Source organism: Anabaena sp. CA = ATCC 33047 (genome assembly GCF_963870205.1).
Lineage (GTDB): Bacteria > Cyanobacteriota > Cyanobacteriia > Cyanobacteriales > Nostocaceae > Trichormus.
In genome coordinates, this window is the sequence record NZ_CAWMSA010000046.1 from 45,325 (window position 1) to 67,554 (window position 22,230).

Sequence of the window (22,230 nt, forward strand, 5' to 3'; positions counted from 1 at the left end):
TAATCACACACAACTCTCTACCTCGTACACACAAACACACCTAAAAACACAATGAAAAAAAGTATGCCCATGCCCAACCACCCTAACATTACCACTACAGAAGCCAGAAAAATTCTCAATAAATTCAACTGCTTAGATATCGCCCCAATTCTCAAACCATCAGAAATAGAATTAGTGCGTCAGTCATTGATTTTACTCACCAAACTATCTCATTATCAAATCCTCGGCATTTGCGCCGATACAGCCGAAGAAGCATTACTAGCCATGAGAACCTACACCCATGCTTTTGGTTATGAAGTACCAACAGACTTACCCGTAGTCGAAGGGCCAGTTTACATCAAATTAAATGGCAAAAATGGCTTATGTTATCTCGACTCTTATGCAGGACATCATCGGGGCGTATTAGTATCTTTTCAGTCTTATGACGAAGGAGGGATAAACGAAATGTATGGGCATCTACCCCTGGATTTATTTGTGGAGAATTAAGAAAAACAATGAGGTGCGTTAAAATAGATAAATGCACCTCATCTTAACTCATACAAAATGCTGGGTAAATCCCCAACACTGAACATAAACCTCTGCTTTGCGCCTGGAGTGCCTACCGAAATTTGCTAAAACCTCCGCACCGCAACTTTTCTGTTGCGTGAACTGCTGCTTAATCTCTGTTCACGCCGCCATCTTTTGAGAAAAAACACTAAGTCAATCAGCAGTAAATTAAACTGACTCTTTTAAAATTATATGAGCATCATCACCTTACAATCAGTTAAAAAAGACTTTGGAATCAAAGAAATTTTAAAAGATGCTAGCTTTAGTTTAGATGCGACTGACAAAGTGGGCTTAATTGGTACAAATGGCTCTGGTAAATCAACCTTATTAAAAATGATTGCTGGACTAGAACCAGTTGATAGCGGTCAAATTATCAGCAACTCTGGTGCTAAAATCATTTACTTACCCCAACAACCAGACTTAGACGAAAACCGCACAGTATTAGAGCAAATTTTTGCTGACAGTGGCGAAAAAATGGCTCTGGTGCGGGAGTATGAAGAAATTTCTGATAAACTAGCACATTATCCCGAAGATAACCAGTTGATGTCACGCTTGGCTGTGGTGATGCAGCGCATGGACGCAATTGGCGCATGGGAATTAGAAACTAACGCCAAAATTATCCTCAGCCAATTAGGAATTGCTGATTTTGATGCGCCCATAGGCACATTATCAGGAGGTTATCGTAAACGCATTGCCTTAGCAACCGCTTTACTCACCGAACCTGATGTCTTACTCATGGATGAGCCAACCAACCATCTCGATGCTTTATCTGTAGAATGGTTGCAAAGTTACCTCAATCGCTATCGTGGTGCATTATTATTAATCACTCACGATCGCTACTTTTTAGATCAAGTCACCAATCGCATCATTGAAATTGATCGGGGCGATATTTACACCTACTCAGGCAATTATTCCTACTATCTAGAAAAGAAAGCCTTAGCCGAAGAATCAGCAATTAGCAGCCAACGCAAACATCAGGGTGTATTACGTAGAGAATTAGAATGGTTGAAACGGGGGCCAAAAGCCAGAAGTACCAAACAAAAAGCCCGGATTCAACGCATTCAAGCCATGCGGGAAACAGAATTTAAACAAACTCAAGGTAAAGTAGATATTTCTACCGTGAGTCGTCGCATAGGCAAAAAAGTTATTGAGTTAAATAATATTGGTAAATCCTATAATGGACGTACCCTAATTCATGATTTTAGCTATGAATTTAGTCCCGAAGACCGAGTAGGAATCATCGGCGGTAATGGTGCTGGTAAATCCACATTAATGAATATGATCACTGGCAGAGTAGAGCCAGATGCAGGTAGTGTAGAAATCGGTTCTACCATTCACATCGGCTATTTTGATCAACATTCCGAAGAATTACTCACCGCCTTAAATGAAAATCAGCGCGTGATTGACTACATTAAAGAAGAAGGGGAATTTGTCAAAATCGCCGATGGTAATCAAATTACCGCCTCCCAAATGTTAGAAAGATTTCTCTTTCCCGGAAATCAACAGTACGCCCCCATACATAAACTCTCTGGTGGTGAGAAACGGCGGTTATTTCTGCTGCGAATCCTCATGAGTGCGCCGAATGTGTTAATTTTAGACGAACCAACCAATGATTTGGATGTGCAGACGTTGGCAGTATTAGAAGACTACCTAGAAGATTTTAGTGGTTGTGTGATTGTAGTGTCTCACGATCGCTACTTCTTAGACCGCACAGTAGATACAATATTTGCTTTAGAAGCTGGTGGCAACCTGCGACAATACCCAGGTAATTACTCAGTGTATCTCGACTACAAGAAAGCGGAAGAAGCACAAGCATCAGGGAGCAACACTAAAGAAAAGACAAAAAATTCTCAAGAATTAAAAGTTACAGCGCAAACTAAAAATGTAGAACCTAAAAAACGCCGTAGGTTGTCTAACTGGGAAACGCGGGAATTTGAGCAGCTAGAAGGCAAAATCGCGCAACTAGAAGCCGAAAAAGCCGCCGCCGAAACAGCACTAGCTAACGTCGCTCCCGGTAATTATACCCAAGTGCAGCAACTCTACGACCAAGTGCAAACGCTCACACAAGCAATTGATGCGGCGACTGAGCGATGGTTAGAATTAGCTGAAATAGATTCTTCAGGGAATGGGTGAGAGTAGTATGATCGCTCTAATGCAAAATTTAGGACTAATCTCGGCATGGAGTGATGCCCAGTCTGATACAACTTGCCCAGTCTATCGGGATGGGAGTATCGAGCGTACAGATGAGGGGAAATCGAGCATCATACCGCCAATAGGTGGCGAAATCAGTCATCAATACCGAAAATTTACCCGTCAACTACTAGGTGGAAGCAGACAAAATAATCATGTTGTAGCATCTTCTGGCGATGCTTCTGAGTTAGGATGTAAAGCTTGGGATAATTCAACTCCAACACCAAGCCGGAAACTGCCCCATTTATGTCTTAATTATTTCTGGGAGTTATCACAACAAGCCGATTCTTTAAAAATTCTGCGACTTAATTTACCAAAAGTTTGCTTTAGTCACTAAAGTCAGATGTTACTCTTTGACTGAGTGGAAGATTTGACTGGGTTTTCAGGTTATTGCTGTTCATCGGGCTATTGATAACTTTAGCCGTGCATCCGATAGTTAGATAGAGTGCCAACAAATGATCATGATCAATCCTCATACTCAAGACATCCGCTCTCATGCCATTCATTTTTTAGAACAGAATCCATCACAGCGTCTAAAAATTCTCCAAGAATTAGGGATAGCTCGTTATCAGTTCTTAAGCAAAATCCGTCTCAATGACGCTAATATTAACTGTGTGATGCGATTCCTAGATGATCCCAGTCAAATGAAATTTCCCAATTTGTCGGGAGCAGATTTGTCTAACTTAGTGTTAGATGACGTGAAACTTATTCGGGGTAATTTATCAGGAGCTAACTTGCAAGGCAGTAGTTTATTAAATGCTGACTTGATTTTTGTTAACTTCACAAATGCTGACTTGAGAAAAGCCGATTTAAGAGGCGCAACTCTCAATGAGACTATTTGGTTAGATGCCTTAGTAGAAGATTGTCAGCTTGGTTTAGGTAATGGCTTAACTAAGCAGCAACGTAAAGATTTACAACTACGGGGCGCAAGGCTTAACTATTTGGCAGATGATAATTAAAACCTCAAAATTATCAGACTGCTGAATTAAAATCTGCTGGGACAAGTGATGAATAATGCAATTAAATTGCCCCAAAAACTGATGTTGCTGGGTTCGGGAGAACTCGGCAAAGAATTCGTTATTGCTGCACAACGCCTGGGTAACTTTGTCATAGCTGTAGACCGTTACGCGAATGCTCCAGCTATGCAAGTTGCCGATTGTTGTGAAGTGATATCAATGCTGAGTGCGGAAGATTTAGAAGCGGTAGTCACGAAGCATAAACCTGATTTTATCATACCCGAAATAGAGGCAATTAGAACCGAAAAACTGCTGGAATTTGAACAAAGAGGAATAACAGTAATTCCCACAGCAGCAGCGACTAATTACACGATGAATCGGGACAGAATTAGGGAACTAGCACATCAAGAATTGGGGATTAGAACTGCTAAATATGGCTATGCAGTGACGCTAGAAGAATTAATTGCAGTGGCGGATAAGATTGGGTTTCCAAATGTGGTGAAACCCGTGATGTCTTCCTCTGGGAAAGGGCAATCTGTAGTGCTATCGAGAGAGGAAGTAGAAAAGGCTTGGAATTATGCGATCGCTAATTCTAGAGGCGACAGTCAAAAGGTAATAATTGAAGAATTTATTAACTTTGAAATCGAAATTACTCTTTTGACAATTAAACAATGGAACGCCCCGACAATTTTCTGTCCTCCGATTGGACACCGCCAAGAAAGAGGCGATTATCAAGAATCTTGGCAACCCGCAGAAATTTCCGACAATAAAATAATACAAGCCCAAGAAATCGCCAAAAAAGTCACCGATGCGTTAGGGGGAGCCGGGATTTTTGGAGTAGAGTTTTTCATTACCAAAGATGAGGTAATTTTCTCCGAATTATCTCCCCGTCCCCACGACACAGGAATGGTGACATTAATCTCCCAAAACCTCAACGAATTTGAGTTACATTTGCGAGCAATTTTAGGCTTACCCATCCCCCATATAGAACAGTTAGGAGCTTCAGCCAGTGCAGTCATTTTAGCCTCAGAAAAATCAGACTCGATGAGCTTTACAGGTGTAGCTGAAGCCTTATCCGAGAAAGACGTAGATATTAGATTGTTTGGGAAACCAACCGCCCATCCCTATCGCCGCATGGGAGTAGCCTTAGCCAAAGCTGATAATGTGCAGCAAGCCAGAGAAAAGGCGACAAGCGCAGCTAAGAAAGTGCAAATTGTCAGGGAGTAGGGAATAGGGAGCAGGGGAGCAGGGGAGTAGGGGGAGAAAAACTAATGACCAATGACCAATGACTAATCACTAATGACTAATGACTAATGACTTTAAATTTTGAATTTTAATCATGGCATGGTTAATAATTTTGTCACGGTAGCTACTTATAGCAACTATGTTGATGCCAACTTAGCAAAACAGCTATTAGAATCAGCAGGCATTAAATGCTACTTAGCGAATGAATCTACTCTCAACACAGCATGGCATCTCACGGTAGCTGTTGGCTGGCTGCAATTACAAGTTAATCAAGCAGATTTAGAACAAGCCAAAGAGGTTTTAGTCTCATCTCAAATGGCAGCAGCAGCAACAGCAGACGACTTGCTTGATGATGAAGCAGCTGATGATGATTTTGAAAAAATATCTTGGGCAGACGCAACAGCCGATAGAGCATTCATCACAGGTGTAATTGGGTTAATTTTACTCTTGCTGCCCATCCAATTTTATTCTTTATGGCTTTTGCTTCGTTTATTTGTTTCTCGCCGCCCCATCAGTCCAAATAGACGAATCAAAGTTATGATTGCTTTGCTACTCGATTTACTAAATCTTTATATACTTTGGCATATCTTATTTTAGATAGGCATTATTTGGCCTCTACTGTATGATGAAAAAGAAAAATCTACTGTCAACCACAGGAGGCATTGACTTAGACGGGATCTGCAAAACTTTAATCTTGCCCAAGTACACAATAGCCTAGCCATGCGCTGCTGTGGCTGCCTAACGGATACAATCTATCAGGGAAGATTTCCTGCTTTCGCATTCACCCGACAATCACACCATTACCTATATTTTCACCCAGAAATCAGGACTCAGGACTTAAAACTCTTTATGGTAGCAGGCAAAATTTTGCAGGAGGGAAAATACACCCTCATCCAAGAAATTGGACGCGGTGGCTTTGGCATTACCTTTAAAGCGATTCATCACTATTTACAACAGGAAGTAGTGATGAAAACCATTAACGAAAAATTGCAACAACATCCTGATTTTGAGAAATTCGAGCGTCAATTTCAAGATGAAGCCAGAAGGTTAGCTACTTGTGTTCATCCTAATATTGTCCGAGTCAGTGACTTTTTTGTGGAAGATGGGCTTCCTTATATGGTAATGGAATATATTCCGGGGGAAACCTTGGGCGAAGCGTTTGTTTTACCAGGGATACCTTTACCAGAAGAAACCGCTATTCATTACATTCGGCAAATTGGGGCAGCATTGCAAGTCATTCACAGCAATGGTTTGCTGCACCGAGATGTGAAACCAGATAATATTATTCTCCGTCAAGGTACTCAAGAAGTCGTACTGATAGATTTTGGTATTGCCCGTGAATTTAATAGCGGTGAAAGACAAACTCACACAGGCTTAGTCTCTGAGGGTTATGCCCCCATTGAACAGTATTTAAAGCAAGCACTGCGTACACCCGCCACAGATGTTTATGGTTTAGCAGCCACCTTGTACGCGCTGTTAACGGGACAAGTTCCCATACCAGCATTATTGCGCGATCGCGAACAAATGCCAGCCCCCCGTGAACTGCAACCCCATCTCACCGCCGCAGTCAATCAAGCAGTTATGCGCGGTATGGCTGTAGAGCCTCGCTTTCGTCCCGCTACCGTGGCTGAATGGCTACAATTGCTACCAGGTAGTGGGATGAACGTTCCCCCGCAAATCATCCCCACTCAAGCAGTCCCCACCATCGATTTATCTGTTTACCAGCAAGAAAATTTACCTCCTGTCAAGAAGCCTACTCCCATTCAAAAACCATCACCATTGAAAAACCCCACATTGATGGTTCAGAAGTTGGCTGCTTCTAAGGTAGTTTTAGGTATTGGTGTAGCTCTTGTTGCTGCTACAGCAGGTTTTAGCATCACTAACATATTTTCTGGTGGTAGTCAACAACCAGAGTCACCCTCAAAGCCTTTGTTTGAAGAGCGTCCAATCGAGACGAATCCCACTAATAATACTACTATCTCATCTCCCCAAGAGCCAGAAAATAACACACAAAGGTCTTCCTCTGCCAGTTCCAGGGATACTACACCCGTCTCCACATTTAGACGACGCAAACGCCGCACTGAACCACAACCTGAGCCTACCACTACTAACAGCAGTTCCCCAGAACAATCACCACCCCCAACTTCTACAGAATCATCACGTTCCAATTCTCAACCACCCCAAGCCACCCCTAGCACTTCTACCACGCCATCGCTAGTAGACAAGCTGCGAGATATTCGCTCAACTCGCAAGGCGAACCCGGCAAATTCCCCAGACACCACTCCAGTCTCTCCACCCTCTGCCAATCAAAATTCTACTTCACGCCCAGTTGAGAAACCTGCCAATTCTGTAGTTATTCCCGTCTTACCACCTACAGAGCCAAAAAATACTGATTCTTCTTCTATAGTCGTGCCAACCTTGGAAGGAAAGCAAAATTCCTCTGCTAATAGCCAGCCCGCAAAAGAACCATTACCAAAAACAGAAGCCGGAGTGGGGAATGGAGAGTAGGAAGTAGGGAGTTATGTCTAGTTGACAATTTAATGACAACTCACCCTATCGGCTGAAAACCTGTGAATTTGTGAGGACTTACGCCAGTGAGATCATCAAACTTTCTCGTAGGGTGCGTCAGAGCAGATTATTCTGTAACAATTAACAGATTTTTGACATCTGACGCACCCTACTAATGTGCCAGTTGCGTCAGTTCTGTTTGTACCTCATGCTCAAGAAAACTGCTGTATTAACAATCAAATTGGCAAAATTAGGTAAATTTAGTAACTACTGACTATACCTATAGACGGATAATTTTGGTCGGACAGAATTATTTTTTGGGATTAATGATAAATTAATCACCTAATTTTAGGATGAATATTTTAGTAGAAATATTGCTAATTATTATGTAATTTTTTCTTGTGCCAATATGGCAGAATTCAACTAGACAATGGTTGCATTTAAGATATATTTGAGTATAATTATATTCATGGGATTTAATTAAAACATATCAATATATACTGTTTGTCGCTAGTAATGGTAGGTATTGAGGTCAGGAGTTTTTCTAGATAAATTCATCTGTTACCTCATAACTTAATTCGTTATCAACGACACAGTATTTTGATATAACTGCAAGTTGATGATACCGTTTTGTATGAAGCCTTCTGTGTAATTTAACTTGCAAAAAACTATAAGGGCTTTCTGGCATGAGACTATGTGAACTAGATCCACTCATACCGCTCAGTCATTTAAAAGAAGAACTGATTAAGTTACCAAAAGGCTACTCATTTTATGAAGAAGAAGTAGTAGATTTTCTCTCACGACGAAGATGGCCGGAAAGCGATCGCCGCATTGATCGCACAACTTTCTGGCGTTGGAGAAATGATAACGGCATTAAACACCAAAAACTATTCAGCCGCTTGGATCTCCTGAAACTTTGTCAAATCTGCGACCACTACCGCATTGATGGCACCCGTAGCGAATATTTGGAAATTATGAAAAAGAAACAAGAACTAGCAGTCAAACAATAAGAACCTAGGTAATATTTTTCCAGTTCAGAGCATACCTAATCTACCTGCATCTTAAATCAGAGCAGGTATTTTTTTAGGACTTACACAAGTGTGAGCATGAAACTTTCTTGTAGGGTGCGTCAGATGTCAAAAATCTGTTAATTATTACAGAATCATCTACTCTGACGCACCCTACTAATATGCCAGTTGCGTAAGTCCTGTTTTTTATCAAATAATACAAACAATGAAAAATTACTTACGTTCCCAGGAATGGATCAAAGGATTGGTAGTATTGAGCAATTGTTGTAACTCGTGTGATGCCTCTGATTTTTGGCGAACATAAGTATCAATAAACAAACCGATGATGTTTGCCATCAGTAAACGAATGTTTTCTGGTGATTGGGTAGGGGGAAAATCAAGAAAAGGTCTAGCGGTAGTAGAATCGAAATTATCAACCATTGAGAAGTGATTAGCTCCTTCGAGTAGTAGCAGATAGCTATCATTGCGTCCTCCTGCGATCGCTTCTCGGAATGTCCGAATCACGGGGGTAGTAGCATCTCCGGCAGTGATACCATAGCGATCGCTGCTATTGGTAATCACCCCATCACAAGTTCCGCCCATCAGTAACATCGGTAAAGAGTCTGGTAAGGCTAAAATAGTACCCGGTTCATATCCCGACATGACTGCACCAGCCGTATGTGCGCCGTAGGCAAAAGACGCGATCACTTGCGGGAAAAAATTCGGGTGAGCATTTTCAATAGCTACTCTACCACCCGCCGAATGTCCACCTAAAATTATCCGTTGCAAATCCAGCATCCCAGCCAAAATACCCTGTTGCTGTAAGGCTTCTAGTTTAGCTAGCAATGTTGGTAAAGCCGAAGCTGTGGGTGCAGTTCCGTAGGTTTTGGGTTGCCACTTAGCAATATCTACACCTGGAGTCAGAGAAGTTACCCCAGGTATATTTTGTGCAATCCAGTTAAATAGAACTACCACCAAACCGCGTTCAGCCAATTTAACGGCTAACCATTGATATAGTTGTGCATCACAGTTAACGCCATTAAAGAAAATCACTACAGGAAAGGGAGCCTGTTCGGGATTCACAGGTACAATTCCTTCAGCTTTTTCTAGGTGATTTCCCGACATTTTTGCCGGATAAAAAATCTTCAGGTGAATTACATCATAAGGAGATTGGTCACTTTCAACACTGGCAGCCTCAAAGAATGCACGAACTGTCATATACTGCTTCCGACTATAACTGTAAGAATTAAGTAAATAACCCCATATTACATCTATAAACAGTAATTACCGCCGTTTTAGCTGAATTTTTAACCTCCATAAATCGTTTACTACAAAATATAAAACTACGCTTATATCCTAGGTAAGATTTTGCTGGATACAAATATATTTCTCAAGTTAAAAATAAATCGCTCTCCCAGTATGAAGTATTTATTTATTTGCTCGGAGAAAATTTAATTGATAGGGATTTTATATCTTAAAATTATTACAGTGCTGCTATGTTCTCCATAGGAGATTATGTCCTTAATCAACAAACTGGGCATTTAGGAAAAGTTGTTGGTTATGGCAACTACTTGATCAATAATGTACAGACAATAACATTGAAAGTCCTTGTAGCTGAAAGTGCAAATTCGCAAAAGCGAGTCTTTATAGTAGAAGATAAAGTGTCAGCATGGATTAGGTGGTCAGTAGCATAGTATTTCCACCTAAGAAGGAGCATGATTATGGTGCGAGATTGTATTTTTTGTCTACAAGAAGCAACTTTACAATTGATATTTAAAAAACATTTACCCCCGAAAAATCCGGCTGAATGCTTTGTGAATCCTCCTTGTGGATGTCCAAATCCGGGCAAAGAATTACAATGTGAAGACTGTGAACATCTTGAAGCTTGCTTGTCTAGTTTTAAAAAAGTAGGGATGGGGGATTGGAAATTGGGGATTAGTAAAAATTGCTCCCAGAATTCTGAGTTTTGAATTTGTTTTACAGCAAGCTAGCAGAATTCTGGTCTAAAAACAAATTTGCTTGTGGTTGTTGACGCAGAATTGAAGCCGGACAATCTGTATTAATTGTCCCTTGTAACATAGTTTTAACTACCTGTGCCTTGCGTGATTCTGGTGCTAGACAAAGGATTTTTTTGGCTGAACAAATCAACGGCAAAGTCACAGTAAAAGCGTACTGCGGAACACTATCAAGGTTTGGGAATTGACCTGTATTGACTTGTTGTTGGCGATTGGCTGTATCTAGTTTCACCAATTTGACGCTGTAAGAATCTTGAAAATTGGCTACTGCTGGATCATTAAAAGCCAAGTGACCATTTTCGCCTACACCTAGACAGCATAAGTCTAGGGGTTGTGCTTGCAATAGTTGAGTATAGCGATCGCATTCTGTTAACGGTTCCAATGTATCACCAGCGATATAGTGAAATCTCCGTGGATAGACTCGTTGTTCTACACGTTCGCGCATATATCGCCGAAAACTAGCAGGATGATCAGCACTAATTCCCAAATATTCATCTAAATGGAACAAAGTAATTCGTGACCAATCTAAACCACCCAAAGCAATCAAAGCATCCAAAAATTTGAGTTGGGAATTACCTGTTGCCAATAAAACAGCAGCTGTATCTTGTTGTTGCAAAACAGAATGTAAATACTGACGGGCAATAGCTGCAACATCCTCAGCCATATCAGCCTCAGATTGATAAATCTGAACCCGCAGATGATCGACGTGAAAAAATCTTGTAGCGGCTACCATTTGCTTTCACAGAAAGTGGTCATAAAGAACTGTTTCCCCATTTCCTACCCCCTTTTTCATGCTAGCAACGATGACTAATAACCAAAAACGATGTAAAGTATGTAAATTAAGTTAACAATTATTTACATTTAACCAAAAGTCATGCTAGCTGCAATTCTGTTTGATTTAGACGGAACTATTGTCAATACTGACCCGATCCACTACCAAGCTTGGCAAAAAATGCTGTGGAGATACAGCATAGACATAGATGAAACATTCTACAAATCTCGAATAAGTGGACGATTAAACCCAGAAATTATTAAAGATATCCTACCAGAGTTATCAGCAGCAGCAGGACAAGAATTCGCAGACGAAAAAGAGGCAATGTTTCGCCAACTAGCTTCCCATCTGCAACCATTAAGCGGCTTTTCTGAACTCATAGCCTGGACAGAAACACATCAGTTAAAACGTGCTTTAGTAACTAATGCCCCCAGATTAAATGCAGAGTTTATGCTGGAGGTTTTGCAAATCACAGAAAATTTTGAACAAGTTATATTAGCAGATGACTGTACAGCAGGTAAACCTGACCCAGAACCCTATCAAGTAGCCTTAAGTAAATTAGGAATTTCAGCAGCACAAGCAATAGCTTTAGAAGATTCTCCTTCTGGAATTCGTGCGGCTGTAGCTGCTGGTATTCGTACCATTGGCATTGCTTCTACACATAATCCCCAGGTTTTGCGAGATATTGGGGCATTTATGGTTATCCCAGATTTTACTGATTTGCAGTTATGGACATTCTTGAATTCATTGATAGAGGCAGATGTGAGTGTGATTAGTTCATAATCCTCGCACCAGATTTAGTGATAAATTTGAACAAATTTGCTGATTTTTACCCAGAATCCCTGTCCTGATTAAGGGCGGGGAAACTCAATCTAGGGTTAAAAAATGCCAATTAGTAGCAAAACAATTAATAAATTATTGATAGAACAACAAAATATTTAATTTTTGGATTTTATACGTCTAGGAAAACACACCATAAAATAAAGTCGAGACTGAATGTGTATCTTAATAAATATTCATAGAAATATATTTAACTTTAACTTAAATATATCTGCATAACTTACATCTTGCACCAGTTGCTTGATTGCAATTAAAGTCAGGCGATGCACAGCTAAAAATTCGCTCAAAACCTGATTTTTCCGTTTGGGGCAGTGCATCGCCCTACACTTATTGAGAATGCTGCAAGATATCAGTTAACTTGATTATCTAATGTTGAATTATCAGGAGTAATGGGAGCAGGTGTTGGTCTGTTGAGGATTATGTTGGTAGAAATGAAGTAAAGTCCACCTACAATCAAAGGTAGAAGCAAAAGAGCCAACACTCTGATCAAGGTTCTCTCATGGCATTTTTTTTGCTCCAGATTGTTCATAAATTTGGTGGCAAGCACAGAAAATAGAAACTATGTTTAAAAATAGTTATTTACACCCATGTTTGGGGCAGTAATCAGGACAATCAATTGCTTTGTCTGTGAGAGCAATATCAGGACGCACAGCACACTTCATATAAGGATTATTAGCAAAATACTGACAATTTCTGCATGGAGATTGTAGGGTATGTGTCAAAGCGTCAATTTTATTTTTTGCCAGATTCCATGTATTCAAACATTTCAAAGTAATAATTGCACACACTGTCATTAAGCCAAAGGGAATCAACAGTAATGCACCGTTGGGACTCGGAAAGCCATCTAGTGGTGTCTGTGTTGGTATTGTTTGATTAGCTTCAGTCTTAACTAGGTCGGTTTGTATTTGTCTTGCTTGATTAAAATTCTTTTCTCTCAATAGGTTAAATTGATCAGACCCATTACTACCATACATAAGTTATACCTCTTAGTAAAAAATATTTTTTAAAAATTTGCTTATTCTAGTTATTTACCAGTTAGTAACCTGCAAATATTTAATAATAATCAATGTTTTTGAGGTTCTGAATTTAGTTATCTAATATCGAAGCAACTTATAAATAAACTTAAAATTTGAAATTACCGCGAGAAAATACAGAAAATCAGAGTTTTAATGGCAGAGATGTAGTTTCTACATCTCTACAATAAATTTCACTTTCGACAGATACAGAGTCTTAATCATACTCCGACAGTAGGACGACCCCTTCTATCTATGAGGCGTTGTTGATAGCTCCTGAGTCGGGGATCAGTGATATCGTAAAAGTAAGGTTCTTGCCGATAGTTATAGGTAGCAATATCATATTCAAACGGTGATGGAGGTACTGTTGTCAGGGTGGGACGATACACACCTCTGACTCTTTCTTCATACTCTCTATCGATTGCTAAATCCTCGCTAAACTCTGGCAAATCCTCTACTTGTTGTTTAGTCAAACCAGGTACATAAACGTGTCGAGTATTATAATCTAGGCGAGCTAAACCTACGGGAAGCAATACTTTTTTACCAAATACCCAGAAACCTGTATCTATGATGAAATAACGGAAACTACCATCAGTTTCATCAACTAAAACGTTCTGTACAGAACCAACTTTGTCGTTTTCAGCATAAACATCAAAAGTTTTGATGTCATAACCATCAAACAGGTCGGTACTGTAGTCGGGATAATATTCATCAAGTTTGTACAAAGCCATTGTTAATATATTCCTGCCACAAAATTAATCTTATCTATTACCGACCTTAAATCTTTGAGAGTTTAATGCTATCTAACTCAAGGATGAAAGATGAGATAGATAATTACTGTCACAGTTATATTTAACGGTTCAGCTTGTTACTTTGAAAGCTAGTTAACCAAAGATAATTTTTGATTTATATGAGATGTATTCAAGTATTTATGCAAAAAAATGAGATGATAAATTACATACGATAATTTTAGACTGCTCGCTATTGTTTACGTCGGTAAAACTTCAAATTAATTTGTAGTTAAGGTATTTAGGAGTAAAAACCCGGTTTTTTTGCAGAAACCGGGTTGATAGTTTTGTCTTGATAATTTATTTTTCTAAATTCTGGACTTCTGTCCACCAACGCCAGTTGGCTCAAGTTGGGAACGCTGCCTAGGCGACTGGCTTCGCAACGGGCTGTTATTTAGCTTCTGCTGTTGTTGCGCTACAACTTCAAACTCAAAATTAGCAATCAAACGGTCTTCAATATAGACTTGTATTTTATGCTTACCTGGTGGATCTCCGGGTGCGATCGCCCAAAAATTTTCAATTACGCCATCTTTGGGTAGTTGTGTACGTTTTGATATGGCTTCAGTGCCATCTGACGAGAGAGTAAAGTTTTCGCCGTTATCTGTAGCCCAGGTTTCTGGGGGTTTTGGCAAGCTGAGAACTTCGCGCCATGTCACTTCACCCTTAACATTTTGAAGTTGAATTCGCCAACCGTATTTTTTACCTTTTTCTAGTGGTACTTTCATAGTTGGGATGAAGGTTATTTTGCCTTGAGAGTCAACTTTTGCCACCCCAAACTCAGCTTTAGTCACAGAAATATTTGTACTATTGTTTGGCTGAGGCTGAGATGTTGATTGAGAAGATGTTTTAGCATTGTTGGCTAGGGCTGAGGTATGAATCACCCCAGACATCAGTAAAGAAGAAGTTAGTACAATTGTCACAGCCCAAATTCTCATGAACACAATTTTTTCCCTCAGTTACTTGTACATATTCAACTAATTCTTCCTGCCCTCCGGTATGACTTTCGCATGACGATAAATCTATGGTTGGGTTGATAATTGCTGATGAAAAAAGTTGGAAGTTAAAACTATACCTTCTGCTTTAGTATCTCATTACTTCTGACTACTGAACCCCAATCATCAGCATCTAGCTGGATGTAAATTGGTGATACTGATATTGAGTAACTGTATCAAGAGTTTGTTGAGTTTAATTAACAAGCTAGATTTATACAAGTATTTTTGCTAGAACTATCTTAATTACAATCAGGAAGACAATGAATATTGTCAAGTTTATACTGCTAACAAATTGTTATTTTTAGAGTGATGTAACTATGAAATACTATTCTATAAATTTAGCGATTGTCTTATGTGCGATCGCCCTCAACCAAAGTGCCTATGCTAATCCAGAAAAACCGCTAAAAATCTTAGGCGAACCTCATCAAGCTGCGGCTTTATTCACAGAAGCCGTAACGATAGATAGTACCTGGAAAAACGCTATCGACCAAAGTAATCATCTACAAGATACTGCCAGTTCAATTTTAGTAGTACAAGAACAAGGATGTCGGAACATTAATCCATTGGAATTCCTAGAAAATCCTGATGCCATTTTAAAGAAATGTCAACAGGCGGCAAATGCACAAATTCCGCAACGCACTGAACCAGTAGACTATCTCAAAGTACCCCGGCTTGATTCTGGGTTAAAACTCACAGTGACTAAGTTTTAAACACAAGGTAAACAAAATAAAATCAAGGCAAACCATCGTTTCGGCATTGTTCAGGTAAGGGAGTGGGGAATAGGGAGCAGGGGAGCAGGGAGCAAGGGGGAGAGGAATTTTCCCTTTTCCCCCTGCAAAGAGTCCCAATTCTTTCTCTTTCCCAATCCCCAATCCCCAGTCTCTAACCTGCCACCAAATTCCAGAAGTAGCCATCAGGTGCGACGAAGGAGAAACTTTTCTCACGAAACTCATTTTCGACAATATTGGTAAATTTTAATACTGGACTCGCCTTGATGCGATCGCAATATGTTTCTATTCCCCGCACCCGGTAAGTATATAGTGACATCCCCAAACTACCCGGTTGCGCTGCTTCAAACCGTGAATCTAAATTCATCGCATTGGGAAAGCGAATCACATACAACCTACCACTACGCGCCGCCATCAAGTCATCCTGAGAGGAACGGGGATCATCAAAGGTAGTGACAATAAACTTTTCCCCTGGTTGTAAATCAAACATATCTCTACCCGCTAGAGAAGACTCATAGCTAGTCTCCACATCATCACGCACCCGCAACAAACCCAAAACATCTTCATAAAATTTCAGGCTTTCCTTGCTGTCATCTTGAACAATAATCCCCATGTGGGTAAACTGGCTAGTCTGGAAAGCGCAACCGTGGTTAATTTTTCCGTAATCGGGTAAAGTATAGCCAAACCTTTGAAACAAAACCTGTCGAGTCAATGGTTGCAATAGCAGCATTTCTCGCACTCCCAGCATCGGATCGATAAAAGGGCGGCTTTTATTCTCTTTTTGGTAGATGACTTCCCAGTAAGGATAGCTGTAGCGAATAGCCCGACCTGCGGCTTTTGCTTCCTCTGCATGATTTAACATAGTTAAGATATCAGCTGTTAAAGTAGTCGCCCAGCGATTACCCTTAACTTTCATCGAGGTTAACCCTAACCCTGGATTTGTAGGATTTTGCCACACCATCAACCGAATCAAACCATGATCTGCATTTTGGTGGTATAGGCGAATCGAGCGTAAACCTGAATTCACGCCATACAATTGATAGGCTGCACTAGGGGATAGTTCCCCCATTTGACCAATACGATAGCCAAATTGTTCCCAGTATTGAATTGCAAAAATCGCATCGGGAACACCAATACAAACTTCATATATCCCTTCAATTGCAGTTTTTTGCCCCAGATTCATGCCTAATTTTGATTAATGCTCGACTAATCTAGTCTACCGGAATAGTTTTGCAAACATACTATACTTTTTGGACAAAACCTATTAATCTAATCATTTATTTAAAAAAATATCCGGGGATATTATTTATATATTCAATCATTAATCTGATTTAAATCTCGCAAAACAGCAGCAGCAGATTGATAGCGATCGCTAAAATGATAACGCACCATTTTATCTAAAATTTCGGCTAATTCTTGCCTAACATTTGTAGTTTGTCGCCACATCACATTACCTGTTTCCGGATCTGGCTGGAGTTCTTGCGGTGATATACCTGTGAGTGCTTGAATCCCCATCATCCCCACAGCATAAATATCACTAGCTAAACGCGGATGTCCGGCAAATTGTTCTGGTGGTGCATATCCCCGCGTGCCAATCGCCACCGTAGCTAATTCTGTTTCCTCGCTACTTGGTGGTTGCATTAATTTTACTGCACCAAAATCAATTAACACTAATCGATTATCTTTTGCGGATCTAATAATATTTGTCGGTTTAATATCTCGATGAATCACGCGACGCTCATGTACATGAGCTAAAATTTCTAATACTTCTTTGAGCATTCCCATCACAAAAGCTTCACTCTTAGCATTTGCTGTAGGTGGTAATTCCTCATTTAATGTGTTACCAGGAATATAGTCTTGTACTAAATAAAATTCTGCATCGATTTCAAAATAAGCAAACAGGCTGGGAATTTGGGGATGTTTACCCAACACTTCTAAAATTTCTGCTTCCGTATTAAATAACCGCCGCGCCACTTGTAAAAATTTCGCATCCCGGCGTGCCGGCATTAACTGTTTCACCACACAACTAGGATTACCTGGTCTTTGAGTATCTTCAGCTAAATAAGTGCGTCCAAATCCTCCTGCACCAATCACTTTAATCATTTGGTAACGTCCACCCAAAAGTAAGTTACCAGTGCTTTTTTCTGGTGGTAAAATCTTAGCCGGATTGTGAGAATGTAGGTCATAAAGTGCTGTAGTATCGGCGGTGGATGTGGTTTCTTGTAATAAGATATTTAACTGCTCAATCGCTTCTTGTTGTTGTTCCACTTGCTGCATGATTAACTTAGCTTGCTGCTGAGTTGTGTATGTAGTGTAAGTCATCACACTTACGCCACTCATGACTACAGCTAAAGCTGGTGGAATCACAGGCAACCAACCAGCCTTGAAAAACATCACAGCACATATCCCTAGCAAACCTGTGAGGGTTATACCTCCGAAAACCACCAATAATAAAGGATGTCGCACTCGCCATGTGACAACAGTACCAACTAATGACCAACCCCAAATCCATACCGCTTCCACCCAATCAGGCCAATACCAAATCAGAGGCCGCCTATCTAATACTGTACTGAGAATTTGACTAGCTATTTGTGTGTGGATAAAAACAGTAGGTGTTCTTGCTGGTTGATTTGCAGCCGCGCTATAGGGCGTATATAAACCAGGGTGAACACTGGCGGCTGTTGTGCCGATAATTACTAGACGGTCTTTAACTAAGTTGGGGTTAACTTGGTTGTTGAGAACTTGTGTGAGGGTAACAGTTGCAGCTAAATGATCAGGATGGCGGTAATTTAGCAGTATTTGATAACCTGCTGCATTCAAGCCTTCGTAGCTACCGGAATTAGCTGTTAAGATGGGAAAGATAGTTTTACCAAGATAAAAATTGTGTGGGTCGATGAAATCTACATCAATACCTGCCTGTTCTAGATAGCTAATTGCTACCAAAGCCGCAAAGGAAAATTGTGTAGTACATTGGCTGTCTGTGGACTCAGCAAATAATAAACCACGCCGGATGATTTGGTCTTCTGCACTATCAGGAATTAAGTCATTATAGCCAACATTATTCATTGGGAAATTGGGCGGAGGTGAAATTTCTGACCTGCCCATACTACTGAACAAACAAGTGGCAATAATCTTGTGGGGATGTTTTAGTCCCTTGGCTAAATTGTTTTGGTGAGGTCGGTAAATATTCAGACCAATCACACGGGGCTGATAAGATTCTAGTTTGGCTAAGAGTTGGTTGATAGTGGTATCGGAAAGCGGCCATGTTTCTGGGGCTAAATCTTCTTCTGTAATTGTTACCACTAAAATCCGGGGATCAGGTGGTTCTACAGGACGCGATCGCAACATCTGATCATAAGCTTTCAACTCCCACGACTGCAACCATTTCAATTCCCGCACTCCCCAGATTACCGCACTCACTCCCAGGCTAGTGACTAAAATTATCTGCCACCAGTTTTGATTGCTACCAGTGTCACGGTAAACTTTGTCTTTGATCAAGGCGGTTCGGAGTTGATTAAATATTCCACTAATCACTGCATTGGGGAGATAGCCTGGATTTTAGTCAGAGTGAAAAAACACAGCCTCAACCTGTCTGTTGTTGTTGAGAATCTTCTACAGGCTGGGAAGCTGTTAAAGAAACCGGGTTAGCAGAAGGCGCATAAGATTCTAGCTGAGACGGTTCTAGTGATGCCTCAACTGTTGCATCATTAAAATAGTACCCAATAATCTTGTCATAATTAGAAGCCACAGCTAAAAAAGCCCCGCCTAAAATGTAAATAGGTAACGGTAGAGAAAACTTTTTTAACCAGTCAAACAGTTCTGCTAAGGCAAACAATACCAAAAAGCAAGCTAGCCAAATCCTCATGTTTTTATCTCCCATGTACAAGCTATTACTTCTAGGTTAAACAGCTTGCATGATACTTGATGTCCAATTTAACCACAAAATTTACGGACAACGGCAGCGAGGTGATATTTTCCGCTTGGATAGTTAAAATTGTCAGATGATCAGATGCCATCGCCTATTTTTACCAAGTCTCACCACGAACTTACAGCAAAACTGAATTTTTTTGACATAATTCGCCAAAATTATCGTAATTTTCACTAGGATGCGGTATATTTATTTGATGTGATAGCTTCTCCTTCTGGAAAGCAAACAGTCGATCTAATGATCGGCATTGGTCGCTCACAATCTTATATAGATCAGACCACATAAGTTTTATATCATCAGGAGCATCTGACGTATTCGGCACACCATTTGCTTTTTTGATTATCGAGGACAGGAGTATAACTCTTGTCCTTTATTTTTTAAGTTTAGTGAGCAATCTCAGGAAATCTTAATAAACTTCTATATTTTGTTGCTATAAAATACTGTTAATCGGTCAAATTAATGTACTATAGACTAATTTATACAGCAGGGAACAGGGAACAGGGAACAGGGAACAGGTGTGAAAGTATCTTAGCATCAGGCTTTATTCCTAAAATTTGTACCTCATTTACCCCCAATCTGCTGTATATAAGCAATCAGTTTTAGATTAGCCTGTGGTATTTCCCCTTGGTGCGTCAGTGATGAGGAATCCCAGAAAACAGGTAAGAATGAAGCAAAAAAATATCGGTTAAACATATATTTTGCAAGAGTCGCTTAATCACCATTGTTGTAGGGTGGGCATTGCTTAATATTGCCTCCAACCCTTATTTTTACGTTGTTGGCTGTGCAGGGAGCGACGCTGTTTGAACATGATGCAAGATATGACTTAACAGATTAATCAACGATTTCCAGTCAAGTTTTTGTTTAAAAAAACTTAACCATTGCATATTATTTCAGTATTTAATTGATAAGTAAAAACGTGTAGGATGAAGAATAAATCATGAGTAATCCTTCATCTTACATAAACCTATTTATATAGTTTCTTTAAAAAATTCTATTAATTAAATATTAAAACAAGCATGAGATAGTTGCAATATTTTATGCAAAGTTAAGCATTGTAAAGCAAAGGAGATTGCCATCATGTTTTTTGGACAACTTGAAAGAGAAATTTTATGTGAAGAAATATATACAACTTGTCAATATACTAAAATCCCAGAGGATTTAGAGATAATAAGTGATAAAACTCCAGAAAAATATGATATTTGGGCATATTATACAGAAAATCAACTTAAATCTCTAGATAATTCCCAAACCTTGATGAAAGAGGCACAAGGTAACAAAATCTGAGATTGAGAAAATCTTCAGTTATCAGCTTGGTGATAGGGGTAATTCACCTATCTATAGACTTTGGCATGATTACTCTGATTGCTAATTAATTTAATGTAAACTAGCCAAGTTCGGTTTGAGGAATAGCGATCGCCTTGCGGTTTAGAGCCAATTCCATCTTTAAGTTCTTTCACCTGACTACAGAAGGAATTAATATCAATGGCACACCTATTTGAACCATTCAAAATTCGTGAAGTTTCCTTTCGCAATCGCATCGCCATGTCACCCATGTGTCAATATTCCAGCACCAATGGATTTGCTAACGACTGGCACTTGGTTCATTTAGCGTCTCGTGCCGTAGGTGGTGCAGGTTTAATCATTACAGAAGCTGCGGCTGTAGAACCACGGGGACGAATTACCCCCCAAGATTTGGGAATTTGGTCAGATGAACACATTGAATATTTAGCCAAAATTGTGGGGTTAATCCACAACTTTGGGGCTGTTGCTGGCATTCAACTCGCCCATGCCGGGAGAAAAGCCAGCACTGCCAAACCCAGTAAAGGCGGAAAAGCCCTAGATGAATCTCAAGAAGGTTGGCGGCCTGTTGTTTCCAGTAGTGCGATCGCTTTTCATAAAGACAGTCCAGTACCCCAAGCCCTCACTATAGAAGGAATACAGCAACTTATTCAAGCCTTTGTTCGAGCCGCCCAACGTTCCCTACAAGCTGGCTTCAAAATTATCGAAATTCATGCAGCCCACGGTTACTTACTGCATCAATTTCTCTCTCCTCTGGTAAACCAACGTCAAGATGATTACGGTGGTAGCTTTGAAAACCGGACTCGTTTACTACGAGAAATCGTCACCGCAGTTAGAGAAGTATGGCCACAAACATACCCTTTGTTTGTCCGCATTTCTGCAACTGATTGGGTAGACAAAGGCTGGGATACTGAACAAAGTATTACCTTGAGTAAACAACTTAAATCTCTAGGTGTAAACTTAATTGATTGTTCTTCCGGCGGAATTATACCAGGAATCAACATACCAGTAAAATCCGGATATCAAACCCAGTTTGCCCAACATATTCGTCAAGAAGCCAATATCCCCACAGGTGCAGTTGGCTTGATCACTTCCCCCGAACAAGCAGACAAAATCATTCACAATGGCGTAGCTGACATAGTGCTTTTAGGGCGCGAACTACTCCGCAATCCCTACTGGCCGCACTTAGCCGCCAAACAACTAGGATATGATAAACACTGGCCTGTGCAGTATGACCGAGCTTGGTTATGATTCCTCTTGTAGTGTGGGCATTTTGCTTGCACCGGACGGACTAGAGAGCTTATCCCACAAGAGTTGACTAATACACAATTTGAGTTCGTAGTGAGGACTTTAGTCCTCTCTTGTCTAAGAGGATGTTTGGAAAGGTGCAAAATATACTAAAA

21 protein-coding genes are annotated in these 22,230 nt (G+C 40.2%); 12 read left to right on the forward strand and 9 right to left on the reverse strand.

All coding sequences use genetic code 11. The annotated features are described in order from the left end of the window. Window positions 1-63: 63 nt before the first annotated feature. The 8 genes from AACS98_RS15155 (at window position 64) to AACS98_RS15190 (ending at window position 8,455) form a co-directional block, all read left to right on the forward strand. Window positions 64-486, forward strand: coding sequence for a DUF1824 family protein (locus AACS98_RS15155; RefSeq protein ID WP_066381272.1), 423 nt, complete (start codon window positions 64-66; stop codon window positions 484-486). 252 nt (window positions 487-738) lie between these two features. Then, window positions 739-2,679: an ABC-F family ATP-binding cassette domain-containing protein gene (locus tag AACS98_RS15160; RefSeq protein WP_066381274.1), complete on the forward strand. Its 1,941-nt coding sequence runs from the start codon at window positions 739-741 to the stop codon at window positions 2,677-2,679. A 7-nt stretch (window positions 2,680-2,686) separates the two neighbouring features. After that, window positions 2,687-3,073 carry a hypothetical protein gene (locus AACS98_RS15165; protein WP_156481548.1) on the forward strand — a complete coding sequence of 129 codons (387 nt, stop codon included), beginning with the start codon at window positions 2,687-2,689 and terminating at the stop codon, window positions 3,071-3,073. Between the two features lie 124 nt (window positions 3,074-3,197). Beyond that, window positions 3,198-3,695 carry a pentapeptide repeat-containing protein gene (locus AACS98_RS15170; RefSeq protein ID WP_197480075.1) on the forward strand — a complete coding sequence of 166 codons (498 nt, stop codon included), beginning with the start codon at window positions 3,198-3,200 and terminating at the stop codon, window positions 3,693-3,695. A gap of 48 nt (window positions 3,696-3,743) precedes the next feature. Continuing rightward, window positions 3,744-4,919, forward strand: coding sequence for a formate-dependent phosphoribosylglycinamide formyltransferase (gene purT, locus AACS98_RS15175; RefSeq protein ID WP_066381278.1), 1,176 nt, complete (start codon window positions 3,744-3,746; stop codon window positions 4,917-4,919). A gap of 117 nt (window positions 4,920-5,036) precedes the next feature. Beyond that, window positions 5,037-5,534: a putative signal transducing protein gene (locus AACS98_RS15180; RefSeq protein WP_066381280.1), complete on the forward strand. Its 498-nt coding sequence runs from the start codon at window positions 5,037-5,039 to the stop codon at window positions 5,532-5,534. Window positions 5,535-5,786: 252 nt separating this feature from the next. Continuing rightward, entirely contained in the window at window positions 5,787-7,445 is a 1,659-nt protein-coding gene (locus AACS98_RS15185) for a serine/threonine-protein kinase (RefSeq protein WP_066381281.1), read from the forward strand. A gap of 686 nt (window positions 7,446-8,131) precedes the next feature. Continuing rightward, on the forward strand, window positions 8,132-8,455 hold the full coding sequence (locus AACS98_RS15190; RefSeq protein ID WP_066381284.1) for a hypothetical protein: 324 nt from the start codon (window positions 8,132-8,134) through the stop codon (window positions 8,453-8,455). 231 nt (window positions 8,456-8,686) lie between these two features. Here AACS98_RS15190 and AACS98_RS15195 read toward each other — a convergent pair whose 3' ends face one another. Further along, window positions 8,687-9,670: an alpha/beta hydrolase family protein gene (locus AACS98_RS15195; protein WP_066381286.1), complete on the reverse strand. Its 984-nt coding sequence runs from the start codon at window positions 9,668-9,670 to the stop codon at window positions 8,687-8,689. Window positions 9,671-10,429: 759 nt separating this feature from the next. Next, on the reverse strand, window positions 10,430-11,200 hold the full coding sequence (locus AACS98_RS15200; RefSeq protein ID WP_066381291.1) for a glucosamine-6-phosphate deaminase: 771 nt from the start codon (window positions 11,198-11,200) through the stop codon (window positions 10,430-10,432). A 141-nt stretch (window positions 11,201-11,341) separates the two neighbouring features. Here AACS98_RS15200 and AACS98_RS15205 point away from each other — a divergent pair, with 141 nt between their 5' ends. Then, window positions 11,342-12,022 carry an HAD family hydrolase gene (locus AACS98_RS15205; protein ID WP_066381292.1) on the forward strand — a complete coding sequence of 227 codons (681 nt, stop codon included), beginning with the start codon at window positions 11,342-11,344 and terminating at the stop codon, window positions 12,020-12,022. A 632-nt stretch (window positions 12,023-12,654) separates the two neighbouring features. Here AACS98_RS15205 and AACS98_RS15210 read toward each other — a convergent pair. The 3 genes from AACS98_RS15210 to AACS98_RS15220 all read right to left on the reverse strand — a co-directional run bounded on the left by AACS98_RS15210 (window position 12,655) and on the right by AACS98_RS15220 (window position 14,815). Then, a complete protein-coding gene (locus AACS98_RS15210) occupies window positions 12,655-13,053 on the reverse strand; it encodes a hypothetical protein (protein ID WP_066381293.1) in 399 nt (132 codons plus the stop codon). A 260-nt stretch (window positions 13,054-13,313) separates the two neighbouring features. Beyond that, window positions 13,314-13,823: a PRC-barrel domain-containing protein gene (locus AACS98_RS15215; RefSeq protein WP_066381295.1), complete on the reverse strand. Its 510-nt coding sequence runs from the start codon at window positions 13,821-13,823 to the stop codon at window positions 13,314-13,316. 365 nt (window positions 13,824-14,188) lie between these two features. Beyond that, window positions 14,189-14,815 (reverse strand): hypothetical protein, encoded by a 627-nt coding sequence (locus AACS98_RS15220; protein ID WP_084386920.1) that lies wholly within the window; start codon window positions 14,813-14,815, stop codon window positions 14,189-14,191. A gap of 374 nt (window positions 14,816-15,189) precedes the next feature. On the opposite strand from AACS98_RS15220, the gene AACS98_RS15225 reads away from it, so the two are divergent. Then, complete coding sequence (locus tag AACS98_RS15225) at window positions 15,190-15,582, forward strand: hypothetical protein (protein WP_066381297.1); 393 nt, start codon at window positions 15,190-15,192, stop codon at window positions 15,580-15,582. Between the two features lie 172 nt (window positions 15,583-15,754). Here AACS98_RS15225 and AACS98_RS15230 read toward each other — a convergent pair whose 3' ends face one another. The 3 genes from AACS98_RS15230 to AACS98_RS15240 form a co-directional block, all read right to left on the reverse strand. After that, a complete protein-coding gene (locus tag AACS98_RS15230; RefSeq protein WP_066381299.1) occupies window positions 15,755-16,783 on the reverse strand; it encodes a VOC family protein in 1,029 nt (342 codons plus the stop codon). Between the two features lie 131 nt (window positions 16,784-16,914). Next, complete coding sequence (locus AACS98_RS15235) at window positions 16,915-19,134, reverse strand: CHASE2 domain-containing protein (protein WP_066381301.1); 2,220 nt, start codon at window positions 19,132-19,134, stop codon at window positions 16,915-16,917. Between the two features lie 49 nt (window positions 19,135-19,183). Then, the gene (locus AACS98_RS15240; RefSeq protein ID WP_066381303.1) at window positions 19,184-19,465 is read right to left on the reverse strand and encodes a hypothetical protein; all 282 of its coding nucleotides are present in this window, start codon (window positions 19,463-19,465) and stop codon (window positions 19,184-19,186) included. A gap of 1,140 nt (window positions 19,466-20,605) precedes the next feature. Here AACS98_RS15240 and AACS98_RS15245 point away from each other — a divergent pair. Continuing rightward, on the forward strand, window positions 20,606-20,812 hold the full coding sequence (locus AACS98_RS15245) for a hypothetical protein (protein WP_066381305.1): 207 nt from the start codon (window positions 20,606-20,608) through the stop codon (window positions 20,810-20,812). Between the two features lie 47 nt (window positions 20,813-20,859). Here the strand turns inward: AACS98_RS15245 and AACS98_RS15250 are convergent, their stop codons facing one another. Next, complete coding sequence (locus AACS98_RS15250; RefSeq protein WP_255362904.1) at window positions 20,860-20,985, reverse strand: hypothetical protein; 126 nt, start codon at window positions 20,983-20,985, stop codon at window positions 20,860-20,862. A 25-nt stretch (window positions 20,986-21,010) separates the two neighbouring features. Between AACS98_RS15250 and namA the strand changes: the two genes are divergently transcribed. Further along, window positions 21,011-22,078: an NADPH dehydrogenase NamA gene (namA, locus tag AACS98_RS15255; RefSeq protein WP_066381307.1), complete on the forward strand. Its 1,068-nt coding sequence runs from the start codon at window positions 21,011-21,013 to the stop codon at window positions 22,076-22,078. Window positions 22,079-22,230: the final 152 nt, after the last annotated feature.